The 16,450-nt window shown below is 61.8% G+C and carries 10 protein-coding genes; 8 read left to right on the top strand and 2 right to left on the bottom strand.

Annotated elements, in window-relative coordinates; genetic code table 11:
- Positions 1–99: 99 nt before the first annotated feature.
- The 4 genes from recC (at position 100) to NPS56_RS07650 (ending at position 10,571) form a co-directional block, all read left to right on the top strand.
- On the top strand, positions 100–3,552 hold the full coding sequence (gene recC / locus NPS56_RS07665; protein WP_274074135.1) for an exodeoxyribonuclease V subunit gamma: 3,453 nt from the start codon (positions 100–102) through the stop codon (positions 3,550–3,552).
- Complete coding sequence (gene recB, locus NPS56_RS07660; RefSeq protein WP_274074134.1) at positions 3,549–7,241, top strand: exodeoxyribonuclease V subunit beta; 3,693 nt, start codon at positions 3,549–3,551, stop codon at positions 7,239–7,241. The genes recC and recB overlap by 4 nt, the downstream gene beginning before the upstream one ends.
- Positions 7,238–9,337 (top strand): exodeoxyribonuclease V subunit alpha, encoded by a 2,100-nt coding sequence (gene recD / locus NPS56_RS07655; RefSeq protein ID WP_274074133.1) that lies wholly within the window; start codon positions 7,238–7,240, stop codon positions 9,335–9,337. Before recB ends, recD begins: the two co-directional genes overlap by 4 nt.
- A 223-nt stretch (positions 9,338–9,560) precedes the next feature.
- A complete protein-coding gene (locus NPS56_RS07650) occupies positions 9,561–10,571 on the top strand; it encodes an acyltransferase family protein (RefSeq protein ID WP_274074132.1) in 1,011 nt (336 codons plus the stop codon).
- Between the two features lie 31 nt (positions 10,572–10,602).
- Here the strand turns inward: NPS56_RS07650 and NPS56_RS07645 are convergent, their stop codons facing one another.
- On the bottom strand, positions 10,603–11,550 hold the full coding sequence (locus tag NPS56_RS07645; protein ID WP_274074131.1) for a LysR family transcriptional regulator: 948 nt from the start codon (positions 11,548–11,550) through the stop codon (positions 10,603–10,605).
- Between the two features lie 150 nt (positions 11,551–11,700).
- Between NPS56_RS07645 and NPS56_RS07640 the strand changes: the two genes are divergently transcribed.
- Both NPS56_RS07640 and mmsB read left to right on the top strand, forming a co-directional pair.
- Entirely contained in the window at positions 11,701–13,227 is a 1,527-nt protein-coding gene (locus NPS56_RS07640) for a CoA-acylating methylmalonate-semialdehyde dehydrogenase (RefSeq protein ID WP_274074130.1), read from the top strand.
- Positions 13,228–13,237: 10 nt separating this feature from the next.
- Entirely contained in the window at positions 13,238–14,125 is an 888-nt protein-coding gene (gene mmsB / locus NPS56_RS07635; protein ID WP_274074129.1) for a 3-hydroxyisobutyrate dehydrogenase, read from the top strand.
- 173 nt (positions 14,126–14,298) lie between these two features.
- On the opposite strand, the gene NPS56_RS07630 is transcribed toward mmsB, so the two are convergent.
- Positions 14,299–14,643: a cupin domain-containing protein gene (locus NPS56_RS07630; protein ID WP_274074128.1), complete on the bottom strand. Its 345-nt coding sequence runs from the start codon at positions 14,641–14,643 to the stop codon at positions 14,299–14,301.
- Positions 14,644–14,907: 264 nt separating this feature from the next.
- On the opposite strand from NPS56_RS07630, the gene kynB reads away from it, so the two are divergent.
- A complete protein-coding gene (gene kynB, locus NPS56_RS07625; RefSeq protein ID WP_274074127.1) occupies positions 14,908–15,573 on the top strand; it encodes an arylformamidase in 666 nt (221 codons plus the stop codon).
- Positions 15,570–16,424, top strand: a complete 855-nt coding sequence (gene kynA / locus NPS56_RS07620; protein WP_274074126.1) for a tryptophan 2,3-dioxygenase — start codon at positions 15,570–15,572, stop codon at positions 16,422–16,424. Before kynB ends, kynA begins: the two co-directional genes overlap by 4 nt.
- The last annotated feature ends 26 nt before the right edge of the window (positions 16,425–16,450 follow it).

Genomic DNA, 16,450 nt, shown 5'->3' with positions numbered 1-16,450 from the left:
GCCCGCTTTTCCTGTAGGAGCAAGCTCGCTCCTACCATGAAGCAAGTCGCCTTCAATGCTAAAGTCCTCCCTCGATTTGCGCTTTCCAAGGAAGCCTTTATGCCGGACGCAACGTCCCTCAGTGCTGGTTTTATGGTGGTTCATGGCAATCGCCTGGACGAGTTACGCAGCCTGGTAGTGAGCTGGATGCGGCGCTACCCGCTGGCTCCCCTGGAAAATGAAATCGCCCTGGTGCAGAGCAACGGCATTGCCCAGTGGCTGAAGCTGGCACTGGCCGAAGACGCTGAGGATGACGACATGGGCGGCTGCGGGATCGCCGCCGCCATCGACGTGCAATTGCCTGGCAGTTTCATGTGGCAGCTCTATCGGATGGTCCTGGGGCGCGACGACATTCCGGCCAAGTCGCTGCTGGATAAAGCCCCCCTGACCTGGCGCCTGATGCGCCTGCTGCCGCAGTTGATCGATCAGCCGCACTTCGAGCCGCTACAGCGCTTTCTCACCCATGACACCGATTTGCGCAAACGCTATCAATTGGCTGAGCGCCTGGCAGATCTGTTCGACCAGTACCAGGTGTACCGCGCCGATTGGCTCGAAGACTGGGCCGAAGGTCGTCACCAGTTACGCAACGGCAGGGGCGAAGCCAAGCCGCTGACCGCGGCCAATGCCTGGCAGGCGGAGTTGTGGCGTGCACTGTTGCTGGATGTCGGTGCAGCAGGGATGGCGCAAAGCCGGGCCGGCGTGCATCAGCGGTTTATCGAACGCATCAACAGCCTCGACGTGGCTCCTACCGGATTACCGTCACGGGTCATTGTATTCGGCATTTCCTCCCTGCCCGCTCAAGCCCTGGAAGCCCTGGCCGGTCTGGCTAGATTCAGCCAGGTGCTGCTGTGCGTGCACAATCCCTGTCGTCACCATTGGGCGGACATCGTCGCCGACAAGGACCTGCTGCGCCATCAATACAAACGGCAGGCGCGCAAGAGCGGCATGCCGGGCGTGCTCGACCCGCAAACCCTGCATCAACACGCCCATCCGTTACTCGCGGCATGGGGCAAGCAGGGGCGGGACTACATCAACCTGCTCGACAGCTACGACGATCCCAACAGCTATCGTTCGGCGTTTCGTGACGGTCGCATCGACCTGTTCAGTGACAGCCAGCCACTGCACATGCTCAACCAGTTGCAGGACGACATCCTTGAGTTGCGTCCGCTGGGTGAAACCCGTGAATGCTGGCCGGCCGTGGACTTGAAGAAAGACTCGTCGATCCGCTTCCACGTTGCCCACAGCGCCCAGCGCGAAGTGGAGATCCTGCACGATCAGTTGCTCGCGCGCTTCAGCGCCGATCCGCTATTGCGGCCCAGGGACGTGATTGTCATGGTCCCGGACATCGATGCCTATGCCCCGCACATTCGCGCGGTGTTCGGCCAGCTGGAGCGCCACGATCCGCGCTTCATACCCTTCACTCTCGCCGACCAGGGCCAGCGCGGCCGTGATCCGTTGCTGATCGCGGTCGAACATCTGCTCAAGCTGCCAGACAGCCGTTTCCCGGTGAGCGAGATTCTCGACCTGCTCGACGTCCCTGCGCTAAGGGAGCGCTTCGGCGTAGAGGAGCGTGACCTGCCAACCCTGCACCGCTGGATCGAAGGGGCAGGAATCCGCTGGGGGATGAATGCCGAGCAGCGTGCCGGCCTGGGCCTGCCTGAGGCACTGGAGCAGAACAGTTGGCGTTTTGGCCTGCGGCGGATGTTGCTTGGCTACGCCGTTGGCAGTTCCGGCGCCTGTGGCGGCATCGAACCCTACGACGAGATCGGTGGCCTGGATGCCGCGCTCATCGGCCCACTGGTTGCGCTGCTGGATGCCCTGGAAATCGCCCACCACGAACTCACTCGACCGGCATCGCCGCAGCAATGGAGCCTGCGTTTGCAGGCATTGGTGGCACTGTTCTTCCAGGCCAGCAACGAGCACGACGAGTATTTGCTCACGCAGCTGGAAACCTTGCGCGAAACCTGGCTCGAAAACTGTGAGTCAGTTGGCTTGCACGACGAGCTGACCCTGACCGTCGTCCGTGAAGCCTGGCTCGCCGGTCTCGATCAGGGGCGCTTGTCTCAGCGCTTTCTGGCCGGTGCGGTCAACTTCTGCACCTTGATGCCCATGCGCGCGATCCCGTTCAAGCTGGTGTGCCTGCTGGGGATGAACGATGGCGACTACCCGCGGGCACAGCCGCCGCTGGATTTCGACCTCATGGGCAGCGACTACCGCCCCGGCGATCGCTCGCGACGTGAGGATGACCGCTATTTGCTGCTGGAAGCATTGCTGTCGGCGCGCGAGCAGCTCTATGTCAGTTGGGTCGGTCGCAGCATCCGCGATAACAGCGAGCGCCCGGCATCGGTGCTCATCGGCCAGCTTCGGGACCATCTGGCCAGCGGTTGGCGATTGGTCGATGCCGAGGAGGACCTACTCGAAGCCCTGACCCAGGAGCACCCGCTGCAACCCTTCAGCGCCCGTTACTTCCACCAGGGCGATGCCTTGTTCAGCTATGCCAGCGAGTGGCAGGTGCTCCATCAAGCCAGCGGGCAGGCGCCTGTCAGCGAGCTACTGGATGCCCACGTCCAGGAGGAACCGCTGAGTCTGGGACAACTACAGGATTTCCTGCGCAACCCGGTGCGTCATTTCTTCAGTCAGCGCCTGAAGGTGTTCTTCGAGGCCGCCGAAGTGCCTTTGGCCGATGAAGAGCCCTTTGTCCTCGATGCCTTGCAACGCTATAGCCTGAGCGACAGTTTGCTCGGCGCCGCACTGGCAGACCTGGATAACTCCGAACGGGTGCTGGAGGCGCAGGCCAGTCGCCTGCAAAACAGCGGGCTGCTGCCCATGGCGGGGTTTGGCGAATGCCTGCAACGGGAGTTGATCGAACCCTTGCCGGATTTGCTCGCGCGTTATCAACAGCTTCTGGCCTTATGGCCAACGCCCCTGACCAGCGCCCTGCCAGTCAATTTGCAAGTGGATGGCCTGCGCATCGAGGGTTGGCTCAGTGGCCTGCACCAACGTGCCGACGGCGGCTTGCTGTCGGTCACGACGATCCCCAACAGCATCGGTTCGATCAAGTCGCGAAAATGGCATCGGCTGACGCGGCCGTGGGTCAACCACCTGGTGGCGTGCGCCAGCGGCATGGCGATGACCACGGCCCTGGTGGCCAGTGACGACAGCCTGATACTCGAGCCGATTGCCCGGGAGCGTGCTTTGCGAACCCTGGGCGATCTGTTGCAGGCCTGGCAAGCGGGCATGCGCCAACCCCTGCCGATCGCGGTCAAGACCGCCTTTGCCTGGCTCGGCCAGACCGACGCGCTCAAAGCCCAGGCCGCCGCGCGCAAGGCCTACGAAGGTGATGGCTTGACCACCGACGGCGAGCGCCGCGAAAGCGTGGCGCTCGCGCGTCAATTCGCCGATTACGACGCCCTGGTCGCCGACGAAACGTTCGCCGATTGGTGTGACGCCCTGTATCGACCGCTGCTTGAGGCCCCTTGGCGTTCAGTGTCCAGCGAGGAGCCCCGCCCATGACCACCCAGACCCCCTTGGCCCTGGCGTTCCCGCTGCGTGGCAGTCAACTGATCGAGGCCAGTGCCGGGACCGGCAAGACCTTCACCATTTCCGCGCTGTACCTGCGCCTGGTCCTTGGCCACGGTGGAGAGCCTTGTGGTTTCGGCCGTGAACTGCTGCCGCCGCAAATCCTCGTGGTGACCTTTACCGATGCCGCCACCAAAGAGCTGCGCGAACGCATTCGCACGCGCCTGGCCGAAGCCGCGCGGTTTTTCCGCGAGGAAACGCCGGCCCCAGACGCGCTGATCAACCAGCTGCGCGAAGAGTACGCACCCGATCAGTGGCCCGGGTGCGCCAATCGCCTGGACATCGCCGCGCAATGGATGGATGAGGCGGCGGTGTCGACCATCCACAGTTGGTGTCAGCGTATGTTGCGCGAGCACGCTTTCGACAGCGGCAGCCTGTTTACCCAGACCCTGGAAACCGACCACAGCGATCTGCTCGGTGAAGTGCTGCGCGATTACTGGCGGCTGTTCTGTTATCCGATGCAGGGCGATGCGTTGAACTGGGTGCGCGGCAATTGGGGCGGACCGGCGGCCTTGTTGCCGCGGATCCGCGGGCTGTTCGCCAGCGCGCGTGACACTCTCGCCGGTGTTGAGCCGGCGCAACTGATCAACGAATGTCTGCAGGAGCGCCGAGTCGCCCTGCTTGAGCTCAAGATGCCGTGGCGCCAGTGGGCCGACGAGCTGCTGGCCCTGTGTCACGAAGGTGTCGCCAGCAAGAGTGTCGACGGGCGCAAGATGCAGGCACGGTATTTCGAGCCCTGGTTCGAGAAAATCAAAGCCTGGGCCGAAGACGAGGCCCTCGAGCAACTGGACATCGGCACCGGCTTCACCCGCCTGACCCCCGACGGCATGGCGGAAGCCTGGAAGAAGGGCCCCGCGCCGGACCATCCAGGCCTGGACGCCATGCCCGGGCTAAAGGCCTGCCTCGATGGTTTGCCGACACCCGATGCCGCTGTGCTGCAACACGCTGCCCACTGGGTAGGCGCGCGCTTCGAAGAGGAAAAGCGCCGCCGTGCTGAAATGGGTTTCGACGACATGTTGCTGCGCCTGGACGCGGCGCTGCAAAGCGACGGCGGCGAGCGCCTGGCGACCTTGATCCGCGAGCAGTTCCCGGTGGCGTTGATCGACGAATTCCAGGACACCGACCCGGTGCAGTACCGGATCTTCGAGAGCATCTACCGCATTGAAGACAACAGCCCCGACAGCGGACTGTTCCTGATCGGTGACCCGAAGCAGGCGATCTACGCCTTCCGCGGCGCCGACATCTACACCTACCTGCGCGCCCGCCAGGCCACCACGGGCCGCCTGCACACCCTGGGCACCAACTTCCGTTCGAGCCATGGCATGGTCAGTGCCGTGAACCATGTATTCGACTGTGCCGAGTCCCGCGAGTCGGGGCGTGGGGCCTTTCTGTTCCGGGAAAAAAATGGCGACAACCCGGTGCCGTTCCTGCCCGTCGAGTCCCAGGGGCGCAAGGAAGTCCTGCGCATCAATCAGCAGGCAGTCCCGGCGTTGAACATCTGGCACCTGGCGGCCGAGCAGCCGATGTCCGGCGCGGTCTATCGGCAACAACTGGCCGCCGCCTGTGCCAGTGAAATCACTGCCTTGCTCAATGGCGGGCAACAAGGCCTGGCGGGGTTCGTGCGTGACGACCAGGTGCTCAAAGGCCTGATGCCGGCGGACATTGCCATCCTTGTGCGTGACGGCAAGGAGGCCCAGGCGGTGCGTGCCGAGCTCTCTGCCCGCGGCGTGCGCAGCGTTTATCTGTCGGACAAGGACTCGGTGTTCGCCGCGCAGGAAGCCCACGATGTACTCACCTGGCTCAAGGCCTGCGCCGAGCCGGACGTCGAGCGGCCGCTGCGGGCGGCATTGGCCAGCATCACGCTGAACCTGTCATTGTCCGAACTGGAGCAGTTGAACCAGGACGAACTGGCCTGGGAATCCCGGGTCATGCAGTTCCGCCGTTATCGCGAGCTGTGGCGCAAGCAGGGCGTGTTGCCGATGCTGCGCCGCTTGCTGCATGACTTCAAGCTGCCCCAGGCATTGATGGCGCGCAGCGATGGCGAGCGAGTGCTGACCAACCTGTTGCACCTGTCCGAGTTGCTGCAACAGGCAGCCGCCGAACTGGACGGCGAGCAGGCCTTGATCCGGCATTTGTCCGAGCACCTGGCGTTGTCGGGCCAGGCCGGTGAAGAGCAGATCCTGCGCCTGGAAAGCGACGAGCAACTGGTCAAGGTCGTGACCATCCACAAGTCCAAGGGGCTTGAGTACCCGTTGGTATTCCTGCCGTTCATTTGCTCAGCGAAACCGGTGGATGGCAGCCGCCTGCCATTGCATTACCACGACGCCACGGGCAAGGCCCAGGTAACCCTGAGCCCCACGCCCGAACTGATTGCCCAGGCCGATGACGAGCGTCTGGCCGAAGACCTGCGCCTGCTGTACGTGGCCCTGACCCGGGCGCAACACGCCTGCTGGTTGGGCGTGGCGGATCTCAAGCGCGGCAACAACAACAGCTCGGTGCTGCACCTGTCGGCGCTGGGGTATCTGTTGGGCGGCGGTGCCTGCCTGAACGAGTCGGCGGGTTTGCAGGCCTGGTTACGGGACCTGCAACAGGGCTGTCCGGCGATCGGCTACGGCGAAATGCCCGAGGCCACCCTCGAGTCTTACCATCCCCCGCAGAACACCGCGGCGTTGCTGGCGCCGTTGACGGTGCAACGCAAGGCCAGTGAAAACTGGTGGATTGCCTCCTACAGCGCCTTGCGTATTGGCGACAGCCTGAGCATCGGCAGTGATCAGGCGCCGGAAAGTCCGCAGGCACAGAAACTCTTCGACGACGAACGTCTCGACCCACACGCCCCCCGCGAGATGGTGGCGGGCGGTGCCGATATCCATCGATTCCCCCGTGGCCCGAACCCGGGCACCTTTCTCCATGGCTTGCTCGAATGGGCCGGTGGCGAAGGGTTTGCCGCCACCCCGCAGGCGGTGGAGGATGCGATTGGCCGGCGCTGCAATCGCCGAGGCTGGGAAGGCTGGATCACCACGCTGAGTGAATGGTTGCAGCACCTGCTCAAGTCGCCGTTGCCTGTGGCTAGCGACCAGGCACCGGTGATTTTCGCGCAGTTGACCCAGTACCAGGTCGAGATGGAATTCTGGTTCGCCAGCCACAAGGTCGATGTGCTCAAGCTCGATGCCCTGGTCTGCCAATACACCCACAACGGTGTGCCGCGGGTGGCCGCGGAACCTGTGTTGCTCAATGGCATGTTCAAGGGCTTCATCGACCTGACGTTCGAGCATGATGGCCGCTACTACGTCGCCGACTACAAATCCAACTGGCTCGGAGTTGACGACGCGGCCTATACCGAACAGGCCATGGAGCAGTCGATCCTCGACAACCGCTACGACCTGCAATACGTGCTGTACCTGCTGGCCCTGCATCGCCAGCTCAAGGCGCGGCTGGCCGATTACGATTACGACCGGCATGTCGGCGGTGCGCTGTACCTGTTCCTGCGGGGCACGCGTGCGCCGAACCAGGGCGTGTATTTCGCCCGTCCGCCCCGGGCGCTGATCGAGCAACTGGACCGCCTGTTCCAAGGCAAACCGCAGCCCAGGGTCGAACCGGCCTGGGAACAGGGAGTACTGCTATGAACCGTACCTTCGCCGATGTGCTGGCGACGCCGCTGACTGCCGAGAGCCTGGCGCAACTCAGCCCATTGAGTCGTGCCGAAGACCTGTTGCTGCTGCTCTCGCGCTGGGTCGAGCGTGGCTGGTTGCGCGCACTGGACAAGGCCTTCGTCGGCTTTCTTCACGAGCTGGCACCGGCCGATGACCCGCTGGTGCTGCTGGCGGCGGCATTGACCAGTCACCAGTTGGGCCACGGGCATGTCTGCCTGGACCTGTTCGAGACGCTCAAGGAGCCGGACTTCGCCCTGTCGCTGCCTCCGGAAGGCGACCCGCAAGGTGGTGCGATGTTGCTGCCTTCGCAGCTGCTGGAAACCCTGGATGGCGCCCATTGGTGCAAGGTGCTGGCATCCAGCAGCCTGGTTGCCCTGGCCGCGGACGAGCGCGACAACGTGCAGCAGCGGCCCCTGGTGTTGGCCGGCAAACGCCTGTACCTGCGGCGCTACTGGGCCTACGAGCGACGCATCGACAATGCGTTGCGTGAGCGTCTGGCGGGGCAGGAAGACGCCCCCCAGGATCTGTTGCAACGCCTGACCGGTCTGTTTGGCCCGGCCAGGCCCGGTGAGGTCATCGACTGGCAGAAACTGGCCTGCGCCCTCGCCACTCGCAGCGCGTTCAGTATCGTCACCGGCGGTCCGGGCACCGGCAAGACCACCACGGTGGTGCGCTTGCTCGCGTTGCTCCAGGCGCCGGCGGTAGAGGCGGGCAAGCCGCTGCGCATTCGCCTGGCCGCGCCAACCGGCAAGGCCGCGGCGCGGCTGACCGAATCCATCAGTGCGCAAGTGCGGACGCTGAAAGTCACGGAAGCCATCCGCGAAAAAATCCCCTCCGATGTCACCACCGTGCACCGCCTGCTCGGCAGCCGCCCGGGGACCCGACATTTCCGTCACCACGCCGGCAATCACTTGCCGCTGGATGTGCTGGTGGTGGACGAAGCGTCGATGATCGACCTGGAAATGATGGCCAACCTGCTCGATGCGCTGCCGGCCCATGCCCGCCTGGTGCTGCTGGGTGACAAGGACCAGTTGGCATCGGTGGAGGCCGGTGCCGTGCTGGGCGATCTGTGTCGCGACGCCGAGGCGGGTTGGTACAGCCCGCAGACTCGCCAATGGCTGCAGGCCGTCAGTGGCGAGAGCCTCGAAGCGAGTGGGTTGCAGGAAGACACCCAGGGTTCCCATCCGCTCGCCCAGCAAGTGGTGATGTTGCGCCACTCGCGGCGCTTCGGCGAAGGAAGCGGCATTGGTCAGCTGGCCCGCTGGGTGAACCAGCAACAGCCCGCGCAAGCCCGCAAATTGCTGGCGGCGCGCAGCCACGACGATGTGTTCTGCCTGTCGCTCAAAAATGAACAGGATCGGGCACTGGAGCGCCTGTTGCTCGAAGGTCATGGTGAGGGGCCGCAAGGATACCGGTATTACTTGAGCCTGCTGCGCAATCAGCGCCCACCGCTGGATTGCCCACTGGAAGACCCGCGCTGGACCGATTGGGCTCGGCAGGTCCTGCAGGCGTTCGACGCGTTCCAGTTGTTATGCGCCGTGCGCAAAGGGCCGTGGGGCGTCGAAGGCTTGAACCAGCGGGTGACCGACGCCTTGCTCAAGGCGCGGCTGATCGACAGCGACCAGCAGTGGTACGAAGGCCGGCCGGTGCTGATGACCCGCAACGATTACGGCCTGGGCCTGATGAATGGCGACATCGGCATCGCCCTCAAGCTTCCCGAACGCGAGGGCCCCGAGGCCGGGAAGCTTGTGCTGCGGGTCGCGTTCCCGAGGAACGACGGCCAGGGCGGCGTGCGATTTGTACTGCCCAGTCGTCTCAATGATGTCGAAACCGTGTACGCCATGACCGTGCACAAATCCCAGGGCTCGGAATTCGCCCACACCGCCTTGATCCTGCCCGATGCCCTGAACCCGGTGCTCACCAAGGAGCTGATCTACACCGGCATCACCCGGGCCAAGGACTGGTTCACCTTGATCGAACCTCGGGCCGGCGTCTTCGAAGAAGCGGTGCGACGCCGGGTCAAACGCTTGAGTGGGTTGATGCTGGAGCTCAAGGAGGGGATCGACTGATAGCGCTCGCAGCGCATCTGCCAAAAAGTGGACGATTCACTTCACGCCATGAAAGTACCGTCAAAAAAACAGTGATTTAACCAATTGCTCGCGACAAAATTTTATCATGGTGTGAAGTGTAAAGTGCAAAAGCTGACCTAGACTCAGGCTTGAATGGTCTGGCTTCATGAGATTTTCAGCGCTGCGACTATTGGGTTTTCATATCCAAAGAGCGAATGCCAATATGAGTGATGGTTCCGTAGCACACTCTCGATTAAATGTACTTGATGGATGGCGCGGCATAAGTATATTGCTTGTCCTGGCGTGTCACCTGCTACCACTCGGCCCAAAGATCCTGCAATTGAATTCCGCTGCAGGGGTTATGGGCATGGCTATATTTTTTACCCTGTCGGGTTTCCTGATAACAAGTTTCCTGCTCAAGAACGACAGCGTCATTGATTTCTTGATTCGCAGGTTCTTTCGGATTGTGCCTCTTGCCTGGTTGTACATGGCAATTGTCTTGCCGATCATGAGCAGCCCTCCGGATTACTACCTCGCAAACTTTCTGTTCTATGCCAACTGGCCGCCCATGTGGCTTGGCAATGTAAACGGGCATCTATGGAGTTTGTGCATGGAGGTCCAGTTTTATGTTGCCATCGCTTTGCTGGTAGTCATGATGCGGAAAAAGTGGATGGTGATGATTCCTGTATTCGCCATCGCCGTCACGACCTACCGGGTCATGAATGATGCCCATGTCGTGATCAACACCTATTACCGCATTGATGAAATACTTTCTGGCTGTTTACTTGCACTGATATACCACAAAAGAGTGGGCAGCACCTTTGTGAAACTTCCGCAACCAATATGGGTTGTGCAAATAGTTTTGTTCCTCCTTTTTGTTGTTTCCAGTCATCCTGACGGCGGCTTCATGAACTACCTGCGCCCCTATATTGCCGCCGCCATGGTGGGGAGCACGTTAGTCAATGGCCAGACACGCATTGTTGCCCAGGTTCTGAATAATCGCGTTCTGTTTTATATCGCCACCATTTCCTACGCGCTCTACGTTGTTCATCCACTGCTGGCACATACCTGGCTGGGTAGCGGAGATACCGTCATAAAATATTTGAAGCGTCCGTTGTTGTTCGCCGCCATTTTCATGACCGCGCATATCTCGACTTTCTATTATGAAAAGTGGTGGATTGCTTTTGGTAAGACATTGTCCAGGAAAGTCGCTGGCCAACCCGTTCCAACTTAAAGGTTGGCGCTACCTGATTCCTTGAAGAACCTCAGTCGGCAAACAGCATTTGCCGACTGTCCCCCATCAACAGCGCCTGGTTCTGCTCAGTCACCGCGCGGATGTAATCCCACAACAGGGTGATCCGCTTGAGCTTGCGCAGGTCCTCGCGGCAGTACATCCAGAACTGCCGGGTGATGTTGATCTCCTGCGGCAACACCGCCAGCAACCGTGGGTCCTGGGCGGCGAGGAAACACGGCAGGATGGCCAGCGATCGCCCTTGCTGCGCGGCCACGAACTGCGCGATCACGCTGGTACTGCGCAGATTGGCGCTGGCGCCGGGGAGTACGTTGGCCAGGTACAGCAGCTCGGAGCTGAACGCCAGGTCGTCGACATAACTGATGAACGAATGCTTGCCCAGGTCGGCCGGGCGGCGGATGGCCGGGTGTTTGTCGAGGTATTCCTGGGTCGCGTACAGCTGCAGGCGGTAGTCGGTCAGTTTGCAGCATACGTAAGGCCCGTGTTCCGGGCGTTCCAGGGCGATGACGATGTCGGCTTCGCGCTTGGACAGGCTGATGAAGTGCGGCAGCGGGAGGATGTCCACCGAGATCGCCGGATAGGCGTCGACGAAATGGCTCAGTTGCGGGGTAATGAAAAAGCTGCCGAACCCTTCGGTGCAGCCCATGCGCACGTGGCCGGACAACGCCACCCCGGAGCCCGACACCTGCTCGCAGGCCATGTGCAGCGTGCTTTCGATCGACTCGGCGTACCCCAGCAAACGCTGGCCTTCGGCGGTCAGGACAAAACCGCTGGTCCGGGATTTCTCGAACAGCAAGGTGCCCAGCGAAGCTTCCAGTGAACTGATGCGCCGCGACACGGTGGTGTAGTCAACGGCCAGGCGCTTGGCCGCGGTGCTGGCCTTGCGGGTGCGGGCGACTTCGAGGAAAAACTTGAGGTCATCCCAGTTCAGCGAGCCTAGAGAGGTGATGTTTTTTTGCATGTTGGACCGGCTTTTATGTGCGTTCTTATTAGAAGTTTGCACATCTATACTCCAAAAACAGTCCGATCACCAATTCGCGGCATACGCCTCATCTCAAGGCGACTTTCTCGCCTTGGCTCCCAAGATAAAAACAAGCATCCGGAGACCCACATGAACGCTTCGCTCACGCCCAACGAAACTACCGTACAAAAGGTCAAGCTGTTGATCGACGGCGAGTGGGTCGAATCCCAGACCACCGAATGGCACGACATCATCAACCCGGCCACCCAACAGGTGCTGGCCAAGGTGCCGTTTGCCACCGCTCAAGAAGTCGACGCGGCCATCAGTGCAGCCCATCGCGCCTTCCAGACCTGGAAGCTGACGCCGATCGGCGCGCGGATGCGCATCATGCTCAAGCTCCAGGCGTTGATCCGTGAACACTCCAAGCGCATCGCCGTGGTCCTGAGCGCCGAGCAGGGCAAAACCATTGCCGACGCTGAGGGCGACATTTTCCGTGGCCTGGAAGTGGTCGAGCACGCCTGCTCCATCGGCAGCCTGCAAATGGGCGAATTCGCTGAAAACGTCGCAGGCGGTGTCGATACCTACACCCTGCGTCAGCCGATCGGCGTGTGCGCCGGCATTACCCCGTTCAACTTCCCGGCGATGATTCCGCTGTGGATGTTCCCGATGGCCATCGCCTGCGGCAACACCTTCGTGCTCAAACCGTCCGAGCAGGACCCGATGTCGACCATGCTGCTGGTAGAGCTGGCCATCGAGGCCGGCGTTCCGGCCGGCGTGCTCAACGTCGTGCATGGTGGCAAGGACGTGGTGGATGCGCTCTGCACCCACAAGGACATCAAGGCCGTTTCCTTCGTCGGTTCGACGGCGGTCGGCACCCACGTCTACGACCTGGCCGGCAAGCACGGCAAACGCGTGCAATCGATGATGGGCGCGAAGAACCACGCCGTGGTCCTGCCCGATGCCAATCGCGAACAGGCGCTGAATGCGCTGGTGGGCGCCGGTTTTGGCGCAGCCGGTCAACGCTGCATGGCCACCTCGGTAGTCGTGCTGGTGGGCGCGGCCAAGCAATGGCTGCCTGACCTGAAGGCGCTGGCGCAGAAACTGACGGTGAATGCCGGCAGCGAGCCGGGCACCGACGTCGGCCCGGTGATCTCCAAAAAAGCCAAACAGCGAATTCTTGATCTGATCGAAAGCGGCATCAAGGAAGGCGCGAAACTCGAGCTCGATGGTCGCGAAATCACGGTTCCCGGTTACGAGAAGGGCAACTTTGTCGGCCCGACCCTGTTCTCCGGCGTGACCACCGACATGCAGATCTACACCCAGGAAATCTTCGGCCCGGTGCTGGTGGTGCTGGAAGTGAATACCCTCGACGAGGCCATCGCCCTGGTCAACGCCAACCCGTTCGGCAACGGCACCGGCCTGTTCACCCAATCCGGTGCGGCGGCGCGCAAGTTCCAGAACGAAATCGACGTCGGCCAGGTCGGCATCAACATCCCGATCCCGGTGCCAGTGCCGTTCTTCAGCTTCACCGGTTCCCGTGGTTCCAAGCTCGGCGACCTCGGCCCGTATGGCAAGCAAGTGGTGCAGTTCTACACTCAGACCAAGACCGTCACCAGCCGCTGGTTCGATGACGACAGCGTCAACGACGGTGTGAACACCACCATCAACTTGCGTTAAGGAGCCGGACATGAACATCGCTTTTATCGGTCTCGGCAACATGGGCGCGCCGATGGCGCGCAACCTGATCAAGGCCGGCCATGCACTGCGCCTGGTCGACCTGAACAAAACCGTGCTGGCGGAGCTTGAGCAACTGGGCGGCAGCATCAGCGCCTCGGCCCGTGAGGCGGCAGAAGGCGCGGAACTGGTGATCACCATGCTGCCGGCTGCCGTGCATGTGCGCAGCGTCTGGCTGGGCGAAGACGGTGTGCTCGCCGGTATCGGCAAGGGTGTGCCAGCCGTGGATTGCAGCACCATCGATCCGCAGACCGCCCGTGACGTGGCCGCCGCCGCTGCCAAACAGGGCGTGGCCATGGCCGATGCGCCGGTTTCCGGTGGCACCGGTGGCGCCGCGGCAGGGACCTTGACGTTCATGGTCGGCGCGACCCCGGAACTGTTCGCGACCCTGCAACCGGTGCTGGCGCAGATGGGCCGCAACATCGTCCATTGCGGCGAAGTCGGCACCGGGCAAATCGCCAAGATCTGCAACAACCTGCTGCTGGGCATTTCCATGGTCGGCGTCAGCGAAGCCATGGCCCTGGGTGATGCGTTGGGTATCGACACCAAGGTGCTGGCGGGCATCATCAACAGCTCCACCGGGCGTTGCTGGAGTTCGGAGATGTACAACCCGTGGCCGGGCATCGTCGAAACGGCCCCGGCCTCGCGCGGCTATACCGGGGGCTTTGGCGCCGAGCTGATGCTCAAGGACCTGGGGCTGGCCACTGAAGCGGCCCGTCAGGCGCACCAGCCGGTGGTAATGGGCGCGGTGGCGCAACAGTTGTATCAGGCGATGAGTTTGCGTGGGGAAGGCGGCAGTGACTTCTCGGCGATCATCAACAGCTATCGCAAGCCGCAATAATCATGCTGAAAACCTGTAGGAGCGAGCTTGCTCGCGATGGTCGTCAACGATAACGCTGGAAGCCTGGCTCCCCGCGGTGCTCTCAGGTTTTTCGCGAGCAAGCTCGCTCCTACAGAGAAGCGCATCGACATTTACCGGGAAATCACATTGCGTGATCTCCCGGTTTTTTTGCATCAGGCAAACACGAAATACTTGCGCACGGTTTCCACCACTTCCCAGGTGCCTTTCATCCCCGGCTCAACGACAAAAATGTCACCGGCACGCAGGTGGATCGGCTCTTTTCCCTCAGGGGTGATGATGCAGTAGCCCTCGCGGAAATCGCAGTATTCCCACTTCACGTATTCCACGTACCACTTGCCCGGCGTGCAGATCCAGGTGCCCATGATCTTGCTGCCGTCTTCGCTGGTGTAGGCGTTGAGGTTGACGGTGTGCGGGTCGCCTTCGAGTTTTTCCCATTTGCAGGCATCGAGTACGGGCAGCGGGTGGGTGTCGCGAAGAACGGTGATCGGTGCGGTCATGATGACTCCGGCGTTGGGGAGAACTGAAGTCGCACCCTATAGGGCCTGCCCGGGCGCCAGTTGTCTGTGCTCGACATCGAGGTATCCAGAAACGCAGCGGCTCGACGCCTGCCAGCGACTGTGGCGCCATTGATATTTCCACTCCATAAATCACCGATATCTGGCAGTTTGTGCGAAAGCCCCAGGCTTTTTCGAAGTTTTTTGCAAGAACATGCACAGGCATCGCTCGTATCATTCACTTCGGAAAAGGCCGAGAGCTGTGTTATGAAAAAAACAATGTCGTGGTGGGACATCAGCCCGCCCTTGAGTACCGCAACACCGACCTGGCCGGGCGATACGCCGTTTCAGGAAGAACGCGTCTGGACCCTGGGGCCTGAATGCCCGGTGAATGTCGGGCGCATCACGCTGTCGCCGCACACTGGCGCCCATGTCGACGCGCCGCTGCACTACAGCAAGGACGGCGCGGCCATCGGCGATGTGCCTCTCGACGTCTATATCGGGCCTTGCCGGGTACTGCATTGCCTGGATAGCGACGCGCTGGTGCAACCCGGGCAACTGCAAGGTCGCTTGGCAAACCTGCCCGAACGCGTGCTGCTGCGTACTTATCAACAGGCGCCGCAGACCACCTGGGACCCCGAATTCACCGCGGTCGGCAAAGACACCGTCGACCTGCTCGCCAGTCTCGGCGTGCGCCTGATCGGTATCGACACGCCGTCGCTGGATCCGCAGCAATCCAAGACCATGGATGCGCACAACGCCGTGGCGCGTCACGGCATGGCCATTCTGGAGGGCATCGTGCTCGATGACGTCCCGGAAGGGGATTACGAGTTGATCGCGCTGCCACTGCGATTTGCCAACCTCGACGCCAGCCCGGTCAGGGCGATCTTGCGTCCACTGAATTCATCGCTACATCAGGAGCCTGTTCAATGAGCCAATGTCCGTATTCGCCTGCCAATCAGACAGCGGAGTGGCATAACGCCGAGCTGAATTTTTCCGACTCCATGAGCTACGGCGACTACCTGGACCTGGGGCGTATTCTCAGCGCCCAGCACCCGTTGTCGCCGGACCATAACGAGATGCTGTTCATCATCCAGCACCAGACCTCCGAGCTGTGGATGAAGCTGATGCTGCACGAGCTCAAGGCCGCCCGCGAACACGTTCGGCTGGGTGAGCTGGCGCCGGCCTTCAAGATGCTGGCGCGGGTCTCGCGGATCTTTGATCAGTTGGTACATGCGTGGACGGTGCTGGCCACCATGACGCCTACCGAGTACCACTCCATCAGGCCTTTCCTGGGGCAATCGTCGGGCTTCCAGTCGTTCCAGTACCGTGAAATCGAGTTCATCCTGGGTAACAAGAGCGCGACGCTGTTGCGCCCCCACGCCCATCGGCCGGAGCTGTTGCAGGAACTCGAAAAAGCCATCGCCACGCCTTCGCTGTATGACGAAGCCATTCGCTTGATGGCCAACGCCGGGCTGGCGATCGACCCGCAGCGTTTCGAGCGTGACCCGAGCGCCCCGACGCAGCATGACGCCTCGGTCGAAGCGGCCTGGCGGGTGGTCTACAAGGATCCGACGCGTTATTGGGACCTCTATCAACTGGCCGAGAAATTCATCGACCTCGAAGATTCGTTCCGTCAGTGGCGCTTCCGCCATGTCACCACGGTCGAGCGGATCATCGGCTTCCAGCCTGGCACGGGTGGCACTGAAGGAGTGGGTTACCTGCGCAAGATGCTCGATACCGTGCTGTTCCCGGAATTGTGGCGGGTGCGTTCGACCCTTTGACCTGACAGGCATTAAAAAGCCCCGGC

It is taken from the genome of Pseudomonas putida, assembly GCF_028682635.1.
Taxonomy (GTDB): domain Bacteria; phylum Pseudomonadota; class Gammaproteobacteria; order Pseudomonadales; family Pseudomonadaceae; genus Aquipseudomonas; species Aquipseudomonas putida_AE.
This window is presented reverse-complemented; position numbering and strand designations above follow the sequence as displayed.

Excerpts from the sequence above, each read along its gene's own strand:
- recC (WP_274074135.1), top strand. The coding sequence starts at position 100 with ATGCCGGACGCAACGTCCCTCAGTGCTGGTTTTATGGTGGTTCATGGC.
- recD (WP_274074133.1), top strand. The coding sequence starts at position 7,238 with ATGAACCGTACCTTCGCCGATGTGCTGGCGACGCCGCTGACTGCCGAG.
- recB (WP_274074134.1), top strand. The coding sequence starts at position 3,549 with ATGACCACCCAGACCCCCTTGGCCCTGGCGTTCCCGCTGCGTGGCAGT.
- mmsB (WP_274074129.1), top strand. The coding sequence starts at position 13,238 with ATGAACATCGCTTTTATCGGTCTCGGCAACATGGGCGCGCCGATGGCG.
- NPS56_RS07630 (WP_274074128.1), bottom strand. The coding sequence starts at position 14,643 with ATGACCGCACCGATCACCGTTCTTCGCGACACCCACCCGCTGCCCGTA.
- kynA (WP_274074126.1), top strand. The coding sequence starts at position 15,570 with ATGAGCCAATGTCCGTATTCGCCTGCCAATCAGACAGCGGAGTGGCAT.
- NPS56_RS07640 (WP_274074130.1), top strand. The coding sequence starts at position 11,701 with ATGAACGCTTCGCTCACGCCCAACGAAACTACCGTACAAAAGGTCAAG.
- NPS56_RS07645 (WP_274074131.1), bottom strand. The coding sequence starts at position 11,550 with ATGCAAAAAAACATCACCTCTCTAGGCTCGCTGAACTGGGATGACCTC.
- kynB (WP_274074127.1), top strand. The coding sequence starts at position 14,908 with ATGAAAAAAACAATGTCGTGGTGGGACATCAGCCCGCCCTTGAGTACC.
- NPS56_RS07650 (WP_274074132.1), top strand. The coding sequence starts at position 9,561 with ATGAGTGATGGTTCCGTAGCACACTCTCGATTAAATGTACTTGATGGA.